This is a genomic window from Archangium lansingense (assembly GCF_026626635.1).
In the GTDB taxonomy this organism is placed as follows: domain Bacteria; phylum Myxococcota; class Myxococcia; order Myxococcales; family Myxococcaceae; genus Archangium; species Archangium lansingense.
In genome coordinates this window covers 265,077-278,032 of record NZ_JAPNKA010000001.1, presented here as the reverse complement: position 1 = coordinate 278,032, position 12,956 = coordinate 265,077, and the positions used below count along the sequence as shown (strand labels likewise).

Genomic DNA, 12,956 nt, shown 5'->3' with positions numbered 1-12,956 from the left:
GTTCGGCCCCGGCTCTTCGGGTAGCGTCGTCCTTCGGATGGCCGTACAGACAATCCTGAAGACGGGCCAGCTCACGGTCGTGGCCTACAAGTGCGAGGCCGGCCCCTCGGCGGCGCCCTTCACCGAGCTGCACGAGACCACGAGCATCTCCTACGTGCGCACGGGCAGTTTCGGGTACCGGGTCGGCCGGCGGGTCTGCGAGATGGTGGCGGGCTCCACGGTCGTAGGCCGCGCGGGCGACGACTACGTCTGCACGCACGACCACACGTGCGGTGATGAATGCCTTTGCTTCCGGCTGACGCCGGAGCTCCTCGAGGCCTTGAGGGGCCCGCCGGACCTCTGGAGCACGCGCGGCGTTCCGCCCATTCGCGAGCTGGCCGTGGCGGGAGAGCTGGCCCAGGCGGCGGCGGCGGGCCGGAGCGACGTCGGCGTGGACGAGGCCGGCATGCTCTATGCGGCGACCTTCGTCCATGCCGTGACAGGGGAGCACGAACGGGCGCTGGAAGTTGGCACTCGCGACCGCCGAAGGGCCGTCCATGCGGCGCTGTGGCTCGACGCCAACAGCCGTGAGGACATCGACCTTGGCGCGGTGGCCGGACAGGCCGGTCTGAGCCCCTTCCACTTCCTCAGACTGTTCTCGGCAGTGCTGGGCGTGACACCCCACCAGTATCTGGTGCACCTGCGACTGCGAGACGCCGCGCGGTTGCTGGCCCAGGGTGACGAGGCGATCAGCGCGGTGGCCTATGACGTGGGGTTCGGAGACCTCTCCAACTTCACGCGCTCGTTCCACCGCGCCGCGGGCGTGTCGCCTCGAAGCTTCCGTCGGCTGGCCCGAGGCGACCGCAAGATCCTCCAAGATCGGTTGGCGGCAGGGCTCGTACGGTGACCGCCTCTCTTCAGGAGGCACCATGTACGACCACATCGGTTTGAAGGTGAAGGATGTCGCGGCGAGCGTCGTGGAAGCGGTTTGCATGAAGGCGGTTGCGTGATGGGAACGATTCGAAAGGAGATCGTCATCCATGCGCCGGCCGAGGAGGTCTGGAGGGCCTTGCGTGACGTGGGACGGGCTCACGAGCGGCTGACACCGGGCGTGCTCGTGGACTGCCGCATGGAAGGAGACGCCCGGATCGTGACGTTCGCGAATGGAATGGTCGTGAAGGAACGGATCGTCACTGTGGACGATGCCGCCATGCGTGTCGCCTACGCGGTCATCGAGGGAGGGCCTGCGCATCACAATGCCTCCATGCAGGTCTTCGCCGAGGGGCCGCGAACCAGCCGGTTGGTGTGGATTTCCGACTTCCTTCCGGACGAGTTCGCGCAAGTCGCCGCACCGCTCATCGAGGCGGGCGCGGAAGCCATGAAGAAGGCACTGGCCGTGGATTCCCTCACCCCGTAGCCACCGTCACGGGTTGGAGCACCGTGACAAGGCACCCTCTCCCCGGGGGGCTTGCCCCCCCTTTGAACGACGGGGGGCTCCTCTCCCGGTGGGAGAGGGGTTGTTGGGGTTTGGGTTAGACGCGGAAGCTCGTCGCTACCTGCTTCAGCCGCTCCAGCGAGGCGTTCATCCGCACCACCGCCTCCTCCGCGTTCATCGTCGACTCCACCACGTCGCCCATCATCTGCGACAGCGTCGTCATCACATCGGTCATCTGCGCGATGCCCGCGTTCTGCTGCGTCACTGACGCCACGATCTGCTTCGCCGCCTGGCTGCTCTCGTGCACCACCGTGGTGATCTCCTTCAGCCGGTCCGCTGACGTCATCACCTGCACGATTCCCGCCTCCATCTGCTGGCTGTCCTGCTCCGCGATGGACACCGCCCTCCGGATGGCCTGGTTGATCTCCAGCAAGATCTTCCCGATGCGCTGCGTGCTCTGCACCGACTGGCCACTCAGCGCCCTCATCTCCCGCGCCACCACCGCGAAGCCCCGCCCCTCCTCGCCCGCCCTCGCCGCCTCGATGGACGCGTTGAGCGCCAGCACGTTCGACTGGTCCGCCAGGTCGCGCACGCTGCCAATGATTTCACCCGCTCGCGCCGCCTGCTCCGACAGGTGCGCCACGCTGCGCATCAGCGCATCCACCCGCTCGCGCAACTGCTGCAGCCCCTGAGCGCTGCTCTCGATGGAGTGCCGCCCCGAGGCGCTGAACGCGTCCGCCTGCGCCGCCACCCTCAGCACCATCTCCGCCCGGCTCGCCGCCAGGTTCGACGTCTGGGCAATCTCACTCATCGTCGAGCCCGCCTCCGACAGGCTGCGCGACTGGTGGCTCAAGAAGGCCAGCTGCCGCTTGCTCGCCTCGGTGAGCCGCTCCGCCGCTTGCGTCAGCTCGCCCACCACCCCCTCCAGCGTCACCGGCACCGTGCGCAGCCGCGTCACCAGCGCCTCAATGCCCCGCGCCAGCTCGCCCAGCTCGTCCTGAGAGTCCACGTCGATGCGCTGCGTGAGGTCTCCCTCGGTGGCAATGCGCGTGGTCACCTGCGTCAGCCGCGCCAGCGGCCCCACCACGCCCCGCATCAGCCAGAGCGACAGCATCCACAGCGCGACGATGCACAGCAGCCCCATGGTGAGGACCCCGAGCTGCCGCCCGCGCTGCAGCATGCGCATCTCGTCGAAGGAGCGCTCCAGCCCGGCATTGGCCCACTCCCCCGTGCCGCGCAGCAGATGCCGCAGCGTCGCCGAGCGCTCCATCGCCTCCGCATAGGCCACCTCCGCATCCGGCCTCCCCCGCGCCGCATGCTCCACCGCGAGCTGGCTCTGAGACCAGAACCCGTCGAAGGCCGCGCCCAACGACTGCACCCGCGAGTCCTCCATCACCGCGTTCTTCGCCCCGCGCGCCAGCTCCTCCTTGAAGGCCTTCGCCTGCTCGCGCATGGGCACCAACCGGGCCGAGTTCCTCTCCTGGTAGGCCTCGCGCACATTGCCCTCGAGCGAGGCCGCCAGAAACTCCAGGCTCCGCGCCATGGAGAGCACCGGTGTGTACCCGTCGACGATGCGCTGGCTTAGCCGTGCCGCGTCCCGGCCCACCACCACGGACACCCCGAGGATGCCCAGCAGGAAGAGGGTGGCCACCACCGGCAGGAGGAAGACCTTCCGTTTGAACGTCATCGTCCCCCCCCGACGGAGGACGTGCAACGCCTGGACATGGCTCTCCTTACCTCCGCGGGGCAGCGCGGCTCCGCGCTTCCCTGCCACGGGCGGCGGGAGTCCGCCGCGAGGGCCGCAGAATACCGGATGAGCCCCCCGGCGCGCGTCACCCCCCTCCCGGGACGCTGCCCTCCTCCCCCCGGGTGGAGCCAACCCCTCGATTTTTCCTCCGAGACCCCGCCTGCCCGGCCGCCCGCCGGGTGAGCGGCTCCCTACACGGGCAGGTCCATCCGGCGCGCGCCCTCGATGGAGAGGACGAAGTCCGCGCCAAAGGCCTGGGCGGGGGTGAGGGCGCCCCTCCGCTCTCCAGCCAGCACCTCCTCCACCGCACGCACCGTGGCAACCGCGGTGAAGGCATAGGCCTCGGGCGTCTCCAGCACCGCCTCTGCTCGACGCCCGTCCGGCGCGCGCGCTTGGGCCCACACCTGGGAGCGCCCCCGTTGGCGCAGCGCTTCATCCGGCCCCCGTACGCGGGCCTCGACGAGCTTCGTCAACCCCTCGCGCACCGCCCCCACCGACAGCAGCCTCCGAAGGACGGGGAAGGCGAAGCGAACGGCCTGGGCCACCGCCGCCGGTTGGGCCATGTAGGTGGTGATGTTGGGAATGCCGGTGGAGTGCCAGGCCGTCGCCAGGTCTCCCCAGGGGATGGGGATGACCGTGCGCTCCTTGTCCGAGAAACGCACCCGGCGCACGCCCTGCCCCATGGGCCACGGCTGCAGCTGGCCGCCCCGGCGCACGAAGCCCCCCGAGGGCAGCCCCTCCAGCATGGACTTGGTGGTGCCGGGGCTCGCCTGAGCGACGGCGGCGATGGCCAGCTCCAGCTCGTGAGCCCCGGGCACCTTCTGGGCCACGTAGAGGGCCAGACAGTCCGTGGGCACCACGTCGAAGCCCACGCCGGACATCAGCACCACGCCCCGGCGCTTCGCCTCGGCGTCATGGCGGAAGGTGTTCTCGAAGACGGGAATCTCGCCGGTGATGTCCAGGTAGTGGGCGCCGGCGGCGAGACAGGCCTGCACCATGGGCTCGCTGGTGTGCACGAAGGGGCCGGCGGCATGCACCACCAGGGGCAGGCCCTCCAGGGCGGACACCAGGCCGCGCGCGTCCTCGAGCCCCACCGCCACCGAGTCCAACCCGAGCCTCGCGGCCAGGGGGGCGAGCTTCTCGCGCGAGCGGCCGGCCAGCACGGGCCTGTGTCCGCGACGCACCGCCTCCTCGGCGATGAGGACACCGGTGTAGCCGGTGGCGCCGTACAGCAACCAACGGGGAGCCGTCTTCGTCGAAGGATTCACGGGCACACCATATGCCGGGCAGTGGGAAGTCGCGTACGGTTCCGCGCGCATCGCGCCGCCGAGTCGGCTAGGAGGGGGGTTCTATGGGTGAGACCGCGACGAAGCCTCCCTCGCGCAAGAAGAAGGACATGCTGGAGGTGCGCGTACGGCGCATCCACCGGAGGGATTTGAACCGGGCCTGGGAGTTCCTCAAGCTCGTCTTCCGGGATGTCAACCGCGAGACGGTGGAGTACCAGCGGCCTCGCTCCAAGCGGCGCTTCCTCGAGGTGTACTCCTCGGAGTGGATAGAGCAGCTCGTCTACGAGGTGAACGGGGAGATTGTCGGCTACTCCGAGTGCGCCTTCGAGGCCACGGGCGATGACAACTGGGTGAACCCGCGCTGGTTCGAGAAGCGTGGCATGAGGCCGCTCTTCGTCGAGGAGCTCGCCGTGCACCCGGACTACCAGGGCCGAGGCGTGGGCAGCTTCATCATGGAGCAGTTGCAGCACCTGGCGCGCACCCGGGGCTGCACCCACCTGGTGCTCGAGGTGGCGGAGAACAACGAGTCCGCGCTCTCGTGGTACCGCACGCGCAACTTCTACAAGCTGGATGCCGCCATCTTCCTCGCGCAGAAGGTGCCCGGCGAGCCGGACCTGCTGCCTCCGCGCCGTATCAAGCCCCGGGCCTCGCGTGCCGAGGGCACTCCCACCACGGGCCTCATGCCCGAGGAGGTCAGCGGACCAGCGCTCGTGGTCAAGAAGGCCCGGGCAAAGCGGGCGGCCTCGGGAGGCACTCGGAAGAAGGCGGCCAGCTCGCCCTCCCCGAGCACCTCGAAGCCGGAGTCGGAGTAGCGTCCGCCCGGAGCCTTTAGAAGGCCCAGCCCACGCCGAGCGTCATGCGTGGAGACACGGACCAGTTGCGGATGTTGTTCGGGCCGAACCCGCTCCCCAGCAGCTGCTGGCCCTCCACGTCCGTCGCCGCACCCCCGCCCTCCACCCTCGGCGTGCCGAAGTTCGTGTTGCGGCTGGAGAGCGCCGTCAGTCCCGCGCCCACCTGGAAGGTCAATCCCGGAGCCAGGATGGCGGTGTAGCCCACGCGCACGCTCCCGCCGTACTGCACCGTCCGGGATCTCGTCTCCACGGTCACCAGATCCCCCTCGCTCAGGGGGACGTCGGGCCTCCCCATGAGGTACTCGTTCTGCACGGTCCAATGATACGTGGCCAGCTCCAGGTGGGGCCCCACCCAGAGGCCCTCGGGGGCACGGCCGGTCAGATAGAAGTGCACGCCCGGATCCACCCCCACGCCCCACGTCTGGCCGGAGGAGCCCGAGCCCCCAGGGAGAAGGGACTCGGTGCCCTGGAGCGCTCCTGACACCTGCACCGAGCCCACCAGCGCCACGTACGAGCCCACCGCGTGCTCCACCCCGATACCCAGCTGGCCCACCAACCCCCAGATGCTCGAGACCGGCGTCCCCGGCATCGCCATCAGCAGCGTGCGCCGCGCCTCCTGGACCTCCTCGAGCTCCTCCTGCGCCTGGGCGCTGCCCGTCATCGGCACCAGTGCCAATCCCACCCCGGCGGCACAGGCCGCCCAACGCATCCATGTCCTCATTGCAGTCCCTCCCATTGGCCGTCCGGCTCACGGCACGCCGCGGACATAGCAGCGCGCGTGCCAGGGCATGCGTCGAGAGGGAAGCCGCCGTGACGCGGCACCCAGGGCTGACAGATTGGCCCGCGCCCTTCCGAGGCGCTCAAGACATTCTGTCTTCCACGGCCTGTGTGGGAGAGATGAGGAACCGCCGCTCAGCGCGTCCCGTAGGAGAGGTACCGGGACGTCTGTGTGCGGCAGGCGGTGCCACACTCGGGGAAGTTGCTGAGGAAACGGGCCTGCCGGCGGCAGTTCCCCGTGAGGGCTCCGCCCGGGTCCTCCTGGCATAAGGCCTCGAAGCTCGCATAGCTCTCCTGGAAGAGCACCGCTCGCTTCCCCGGCTCCATGCTCTGGATGGCCCGCCGCTCGGCCCCCAGCACCCATTGCAGGCCCACCACCACCAGCAGCACGACCAGGGCCCCCACCAGCACCCGGCTGATGACCTTCCAGTGCTCCCGGGTGAGTCCTGGCTCGCCCCGGCTCATCACGCGCGTCGCCATGGCTTACAGATGGGGCACCGTCCGCGCCCGCGCTACCCTCCCTGCACCCTGCAACCGGAGAACCCGGGCCTTCGTGCAGGATGCAACCTCCACCGGGCCCGGAGGCCGCCATTCTCCTCGGAAGACGCCGGCCGCCCGGTATGGCGCGCGGACTGCATTTAGGATGAGGACATGGAGACCGGACCTGTCGCGCCCGTGGTGGAGCCCCGCCCGATGCGGGTGCTGGTGGTGGACGACGAGCGGAACATCCGCACCACGCTGCGCATGTGCCTGGAAGGGCTCGGCTGCGAGGTGCGAGAGGCCGCCACGGCCGATGCGGCACTCGCCGCGCTCGCCCAATCCCCGGCCGACCTGGCCTTCGTGGACCTGCGCCTGGGCACCGCGAGCGGGTTGGACCTGCTTCCCCGCCTGCTCGCCGAGTCGCCTACCCTGGATGTCGTCCTCATCACCGCCTACGCCACCTTCGACACCGCGGTGGAGGCGGTGAAGCGCGGGGCGCGCGACTACCTCCCCAAGCCCTTCACGCCCGCGCAGATTCGCCACTTCGTGGAGAAGACGCGCGCCCACCAGGAGCTGAGCTCGCAGTTGGGCAACCTGGAGGGGCAGCTCGCCCAGTCCGTGCCCGAGGCCACGCTGGAGACGGCCTCACCGGCGATGCACGCGGCCCTCGCGCTCGTCACCCGGGCGGCGGCCTCGGACGCGGCGGTGCTGCTGCGCGGGGAGAGTGGGACGGGCAAGGGAGTGCTCGCACGGGCCCTGCACTCGCTGAGCGCGCGGCGCCGCCGGCCCTTCGTCACCGTCAACTGCCCGGCCCTCTCCGAGCAGCTGCTCTCCAGCGAGCTCTTCGGCCACGTGCGCGGGGCCTTCACCGGCGCCGTGAGGGACCAGCCGGGCCGGGTGGAGCAGGCCGAGGGCGGCACGCTCTTCCTGGACGAGGTGGCGGAGATGAGCCCGGCCTTGCAGGCGCAGTTGCTGCGCTTCCTCCAGGAGAAACAGTTCGAGCGCCTGGGCGAGGGACGCACGCGCCGGGCGGACGTGCGGGTGGTGGCGGCCACCAACCGGGACCTGGAGAAGGACGTAGCCACGGGCCACTTCCGGGAGGACCTGCTCTACCGGCTCAACGTCATCGAGGTGAAGCTGCCGGCGCTGAGGGAGCGGACCGAGGACATCCTCCCGCTGGCCAGGCGCTTCGTGGCGTTCTTCTCGCGCACGGCGAAACGGCCACTGCCGGAGCTGTCGCCGGCGACGGAGAAGATGCTGCTGGCGTACCCGTGGCCGGGCAACGTGCGCGAGCTGCGCAACGCCCTGGAGCGGGCGCTCATCGTCTGGCCGGCGGAGGTGCTGGAGCCGCAGGCGTTCCCGGATCGCATTGCAGCGGCGACGGGCTCGGTGGTGGCGCTGGGCGGGCCCCACACACTGGAGGAGGTGGAGCGCGAGCACGTCCTCCGGGTGATGGCGAACGCCCCCACGCTGGACGAGGCCGCGCACATCCTCGGCATCGACGCGTCCACGCTCTGGCGCAAGCGCAAGAAGTACGAGGCGGCCCCAGGCGGCACGGGGTGAGTGGAGGCACCCGGCCGGTGTCCGCCAACCGAGGGAGCAACCTGCGAGGTGGTTGCGTTTGGGACGAATATCCGTACATTCGTTGATATGCCTCGCGTTCGCAAAGCCCACCCTCCCGCGATGTTGGATCCGAAAAGTCCGGTCTCCGCGTCCGCGCATGCATTGACGGAGGTCGTCGAATTGGCTCGGGTCATGGAAGGCAAGCGCACACAGAGGCCCAGGCTTGTCGGTCCCAAGGGCGAGACCCTCGAACTACCCGAACCTGTCTTCCATCTGCTCCGCCAGATCGTCACGGTGCTTGCTCGGGGAGACGCCGTGACCGTGGTACCGGTACACAAGGAGCTCACCTCGCAACAGGCCGCGGATCTGCTCAACGTCTCCCGCCAATACCTCGTCCGCCTCTTGGATGAGGGAGCCATTCCCTACACGAAGACCGGAAAACACCGGCGCATCCGCATCAACGACCTGCTGGCGTACAAGCAGAAGCGTGATGCCGAACGAGAAGCGGCTCTGGATGAGTTGGCGCAGATGAGCCAGGACGTTGGCGGCTATTCAGAGTGCGGTTGAAGAAAGTGACCTGAGAGGTTAGGGTGCGTAGCTCGTCCGCGAGCCTGTCGACCCAGCCGATTGCTCACTTCCACCTTCAAGAGCGTCCTCGACGCCTGCGTCCTCTTCCCTTTCTCTCTGCGGGACACCTTGCTGAGAGCCGCGCATGCAGGGCACTACCAGCCCTACTGGAGTGCGCAAATCCTCGAGGAGATGCGCCGCAACCTGGTGTCGACAACGACCACGACGGAGGAGCGCTCTCACTCCCTCGTCGCGCAGATGCGGAAAGCCTTCCCTGAGGCCGTGGTGACCGGCCACGAGTCGCTGGTGCCGGACCTACGTAACCATGAGGGAGACCGCCACGTCGTTGCCGTGGCCCTCCAAGCGCATGCGCAGGTCATCGTCACGAGCAACCTGAAACACTTCCGTGCGAAGGATCTGCCTCCCGGCATTGAGGCACAGCACCCGGACGAGTTTCTCGTCAACCTGTTCGATCTGGATCCATCCGGGATGATCGCGCTCTTGGAGAAACAAGCTGCGGCGCTGAGACGTCCCCCGATGGAGCTGGCCCAACTCCTCGACGGGCTCGCGAAGACGGTGCCCGAGTTCGCCCAACTCATCCGTAGCGAGCTCAGCGGTTGAATCATCGGTGGGACGTTGGCTCCAGCTCCTCGCCCTCCGCCTGCTGGCTTCTCGGCAGGGTGAACCAGAAGGTGCTCCCCACGCCGGGCTGGCTCGACAACCCCATCTCTCCGCCGTGCGCCTGGACAATCTCCTGCGCGATGGACAGCCCGAGCCCCGCGCCTCCGGTGCTCGCCCCCGGGACGCGGTAGAACTTCTCGAAGATGCGCTGCTGGTGCTCCGGCGAGATGCCCTCACCCGTGTCCGCTACCTCGAAGCGCACCCGCTCACCGTCGGATCGCGCCCTCACCACCACCTCGCCTCCGTGTGAGGTATGCCTCACCGCGTTGGCCACCAGGTTGGACAGCACCAACTGCAGCCGGTCCGGATCCGCCTCCACCCGCTCCAGCCCAGGCTCCTGCGACATGGACAGCCGCACGCCCCGCTCCTCCGCCGACACCCGGTGCGGGGCCAGCGCCGCCTCCAATACCGCCTCCGTGGACACCGGCCGAACCTCCAACACCACCCGCCCCGACTGAAGCCGCGACAAATCCAACAAGTCATCCACAATGCCCTGCAGCCGCTCGCAGTCCTCGCGTGCCGCATGCAGCAGGTCCGCCTGCTTCTCCGTGATGGGGCCCACCACGCCCTCGGCACACAGGTGAATGGCCATGCGCAGTGAGGTGAGCGGCGTGCGGAACTCGTGCGCCACCGTGGCCACCAGGTCGTTCTTCAGCTCGTCAAAGCGACGCAACCGCGTCACGTCCTGGAGCAACACCGTCGCCCCCACCACTCCCCCCGCCTCCCCGTATACCGGACTGCCTCGCGGCAGCAGCCACCGGTCTCCCTCCGCTCCCTCGACCCGCACCGCCTCCTCGTAGCCTCGCGGCAAGTACGGTCCCTTGCCGCCCAGCACGTGCGAGCACACTCGCTCCAATACCTCACGCACCTCCGGCGCCACCTGCCCCAGCGCCCCTCCGCCTTCCACTGACAGCCGCAACACCTCCTCCGCGGCGCGGTTGACGTTGAGCACCCCGCCCTCTACGCCAAACACCACCACCGGGTCCGGCAGGCTGTCGATGGAGGCCTGCGAGGAGGCCTGCGCCTGGAGCAGCTCTCCCAGTGAGCTCCGCCGGTAGCGCTGCAACGCCTCCGCCATGGAGTTGAAGTCCCGAGCGAGCTGGGCGATCTCATCCTGACCCTGCACCAGCGCACGGGTGGCCAGGTCTCCCTGCCCCAGCCGCCGCACCGCCTGGGAGAGCACGGACACCGGCCGCAGCGCCCGCTGAGTCAGCGACGCCGAGGCGAGGAAGCCGCCCACCAGCGACACCACCACCGCCGTCACCATGAGCGAGTTCACCCGCCGGCTCTTCCGCTGCAGGGCGTCGCTCTTTCGCACCATGGCGTCTTGGTTGAGCGCGAGGATGGTCTGGGTGGCAGCCTTCGCCTCGCGGAAGGCCGGCGCCAGCGAGTCGAAGTAGGCCGCGCGCCGGGCCTCGGGTGCCTCCGCGATGGCGAAGGCCTCGTACGCGGAGCGGTAGCGAGCCCAAGCCCGCCGCAGCTGCGAGGTGGCCTCGGCCTCGCCGGGCTCGGTGACGTTGCCCTCCTGCACCTTCAGCTCCGCCTCGAGCGGTTGGAGGTGTGCGCCCGCCAGTTCCTGACCCCGCTCCCGCTCGTCCACGACGATGAAGAGGGCGGCGCTGTCCAGACGCTCCAGGTGCTCGCCAATACGCTGCATGGCCAGCACGCTGCGGTAGTTGTCCGCGAGGATGTCCTGCCCCGCGCGCCCCACCCGGCCGAGCGTGTTGACGGCCACCACGCCCACCAGCAGCAGCGCGAGCGCCAGCGGGGCCTGAGCCAGCAACAGCTTGTCGCGCAGACTCATGGCTGACGCTCCTCCTGCGGCGCGGTGAAGGACACCACGTGGATGTCGAAGCCCTCTCCCTCGCGCAGCAGCCGCACGTCCGAGGCGCGCCCCAGCATCCGCTTCCACCACGGCTGCCGCGAGCGGCCCACGATGATGTGGCCCACCCCATGCGAGCGGGCGAAGTCCAACAGCGCCGCCACCGGGTCCGACCCCTTCACCCGCACCACCTCCGCGCCCAGTTCCTTCGCCAGCTCGATGTTGGCCAGCAGGTGGCGCTGTGCCTCGGAGTCGATGAGGTGCGGAGCCTCGCCGGGAGTCTCCACGTAGACGACGAACCAGTCCGTGTTGAGCCGGCCCGCCATGCGAGAACCGCGGCGCATCAGCGTGGCCGCGTGCGGCGGGTTGCTGCTGAGCGCCACCATCACCCGGCCCCAGCCTCCGCCCTTCTGCTGCGGCTCCTCGCCCGGGCGCATGCGCGTGCCCATGGCCCGGTCCAAGCTCTCGGCCACCTCGCGCAGCGCCAGCTCGCGCAACGAGGAGAGATTCTCCTGCTTGAAGAAGCTCTCCAGCGCGTGCGTTACCTTGTCCGGCGCGTAGATTTTTCCCGCCTTCAGCCGCTCGTGCAGGTCCTCCACCGCCAGGTCCAGGTTCACCACCTGGTCGGCGTTCTTGAGGAAGCTGTCGGGAAGTGTCTCGCGCACGCGGATGCCCGTGGCGCGCTCGATGATGTCGTTGAGGCTCTCCAGGTGCTGCACGTTGAAAGCACCGATGACGTTGATGCCAGCGGCGAGCAACTCCTCCACGTCCTGGTAGCGCTTGCGGTTGCGGCACAAGGGGACGTTGGTGTGGGCCAGCTCGTCCACCACGACCACCTGGGGCTTGCGTGCCAGCACCGCGTCCAGGTCCATCTCCTCCACGGGCACGTCGCGGTAGGTGAAGACCTTGCGCGGCACCACCTCGAGCCCCTCGATGAGCGCGGCCGTCTCGGAGCGGCCGTGGGTCTCGACGAAGCCGAGCACCACGTCCACCCCGCGCTTCTCGAGTGCATGCGACTCCTCGAGCATGCGGTACGTCTTGCCCACGCCGGCGGCGAAGCCGATGTACAGCTTCAGCCGCCCGCGCCGTCCGCGCTCGACCAGCTCGAGGAAGTCCTCCGCGCGATTCTTCCGCTTCACGGTGCCTCTGCCGTTGTGCTCATGCCCTCGCCGAACTGGCGGTCCAACGCCAGATTGAGCTGTAGCACGTTCACCCGCGGCTCTCCGAGCACGCCCAGGGTACGGCCCTCGATGTGCGCGTCCACCACGGCCAGGATGCGCTCGGGGGCCACGTGGCGGGCGCGGGCCACCCGGGGCGCCTGCCAGCGCGCGGCCTCGGGGGACAGGTGCGGATCCAACCCCGAGCCCGAGGTGGTGACGAGCTCGGCGGGCACGGGCCCCGAAGCGTCCGGGTTCTCCTCGAGCAGGCGCTCGGCCTCGGCCGCCGCCCGGTCCCGCAACTTCTGGGACGTGGGCCCCAGGTTGCTGCCGCTGGAGGCCGCGGCGTCATAACCGTTGCCGGCCGCGGACGGACGAGGCTGGAAGTAGCCAGCCCGGGAGAACCCCTGGCCGATGAGGGCGCTACCCACCACCTGGCCCTTCTCATTGGTAACGAGCGAGCCATTGGCCTCCTCGTGGAAGAGGACCTGGGACAGTCCGGTGACGGCCAGCGGGTAGAGCACTCCGGTGAGCACCAGGGTGACGAGCGCGGCGCGCAGACCGATGCCGAGCGTGGAACCGAGTGTGGAGACCATGGTGAAAGTCCTTTC

General features: G+C 69.3%; 13 protein-coding genes. 6 read left to right on the top strand and 7 right to left on the bottom strand.

The window, feature by feature from the left end; all coding sequences use genetic code 11:
- Positions 1 to 37 precede the first annotated feature (37 nt).
- Together OV287_RS01090 and OV287_RS01085 are read left to right on the top strand one after the other, a co-directional pair.
- Positions 38 to 886, top strand: coding sequence for a helix-turn-helix transcriptional regulator (locus OV287_RS01090; protein WP_267532083.1), 849 nt, complete (start codon positions 38 to 40; stop codon positions 884 to 886).
- A gap of 102 nt (positions 887 to 988) precedes the next feature.
- Complete coding sequence (locus OV287_RS01085) at positions 989 to 1,396, top strand: SRPBCC family protein (RefSeq protein ID WP_267532082.1); 408 nt, start codon at positions 989 to 991, stop codon at positions 1,394 to 1,396.
- A gap of 115 nt (positions 1,397 to 1,511) precedes the next feature.
- Here the strand turns inward: OV287_RS01085 and OV287_RS01080 are convergent, their stop codons facing one another.
- Together OV287_RS01080 and OV287_RS01075 are read right to left on the bottom strand one after the other, a co-directional pair.
- Complete coding sequence (locus OV287_RS01080; protein WP_267532081.1) at positions 1,512 to 3,101, bottom strand: methyl-accepting chemotaxis protein; 1,590 nt, start codon at positions 3,099 to 3,101, stop codon at positions 1,512 to 1,514.
- Positions 3,102 to 3,352: 251 nt separating this feature from the next.
- Positions 3,353 to 4,429, bottom strand: coding sequence for a saccharopine dehydrogenase family protein (locus OV287_RS01075; protein WP_267532080.1), 1,077 nt, complete (start codon positions 4,427 to 4,429; stop codon positions 3,353 to 3,355).
- Between the two features lie 83 nt (positions 4,430 to 4,512).
- Between OV287_RS01075 and OV287_RS01070 the strand changes: the two genes are divergently transcribed.
- Positions 4,513 to 5,259, top strand: a complete 747-nt coding sequence (locus tag OV287_RS01070; protein WP_267532079.1) for a GNAT family N-acetyltransferase — start codon at positions 4,513 to 4,515, stop codon at positions 5,257 to 5,259.
- 16 nt (positions 5,260 to 5,275) lie between these two features.
- Here OV287_RS01070 and OV287_RS01065 read toward each other — a convergent pair whose 3' ends face one another.
- On the bottom strand, positions 5,276 to 6,007 hold the full coding sequence (locus OV287_RS01065) for a hypothetical protein (RefSeq protein ID WP_267532078.1): 732 nt from the start codon (positions 6,005 to 6,007) through the stop codon (positions 5,276 to 5,278).
- A 203-nt stretch (positions 6,008 to 6,210) separates the two neighbouring features.
- Complete coding sequence (locus tag OV287_RS01060; protein WP_267532077.1) at positions 6,211 to 6,555, bottom strand: hypothetical protein; 345 nt, start codon at positions 6,553 to 6,555, stop codon at positions 6,211 to 6,213.
- Between the two features lie 213 nt (positions 6,556 to 6,768).
- Here OV287_RS01060 and OV287_RS01055 point away from each other — a divergent pair, with 213 nt between their 5' ends.
- The 3 genes from OV287_RS01055 (at position 6,769) to OV287_RS01045 (ending at position 9,306) form a co-directional block, all read left to right on the top strand.
- On the top strand, positions 6,769 to 8,118 hold the full coding sequence (locus OV287_RS01055) for a sigma-54-dependent transcriptional regulator (RefSeq protein WP_267542270.1): 1,350 nt from the start codon (positions 6,769 to 6,771) through the stop codon (positions 8,116 to 8,118).
- Positions 8,119 to 8,310: 192 nt separating this feature from the next.
- Positions 8,311 to 8,685, top strand: coding sequence for a helix-turn-helix domain-containing protein (locus OV287_RS01050; RefSeq protein WP_267532076.1), 375 nt, complete (start codon positions 8,311 to 8,313; stop codon positions 8,683 to 8,685).
- A gap of 60 nt (positions 8,686 to 8,745) precedes the next feature.
- The gene (locus tag OV287_RS01045; RefSeq protein ID WP_267532075.1) at positions 8,746 to 9,306 is read left to right on the top strand and encodes a PIN domain-containing protein; all 561 of its coding nucleotides are present in this window, start codon (positions 8,746 to 8,748) and stop codon (positions 9,304 to 9,306) included.
- A gap of 1 nt (position 9,307) precedes the next feature.
- Here the strand turns inward: OV287_RS01045 and OV287_RS01040 are convergent, their stop codons facing one another.
- From OV287_RS01040 to kdpC, 3 genes are read right to left on the bottom strand one after another with little or no spacing between them, the layout of a single operon-like run.
- Positions 9,308 to 11,170: a HAMP domain-containing sensor histidine kinase gene (locus OV287_RS01040; RefSeq protein WP_267532074.1), complete on the bottom strand. Its 1,863-nt coding sequence runs from the start codon at positions 11,168 to 11,170 to the stop codon at positions 9,308 to 9,310.
- Entirely contained in the window at positions 11,167 to 12,327 is a 1,161-nt protein-coding gene (locus OV287_RS01035; protein ID WP_267532073.1) for a sensor protein KdpD, read from the bottom strand. Before OV287_RS01035 ends, OV287_RS01040 begins: the two co-directional genes overlap by 4 nt.
- Positions 12,324 to 12,941, bottom strand: a complete 618-nt coding sequence (kdpC, locus tag OV287_RS01030; RefSeq protein ID WP_267532072.1) for a potassium-transporting ATPase subunit KdpC — start codon at positions 12,939 to 12,941, stop codon at positions 12,324 to 12,326. Before kdpC ends, OV287_RS01035 begins: the two co-directional genes overlap by 4 nt.
- Between the last annotated feature and the right edge of the window lie 15 nt (positions 12,942 to 12,956).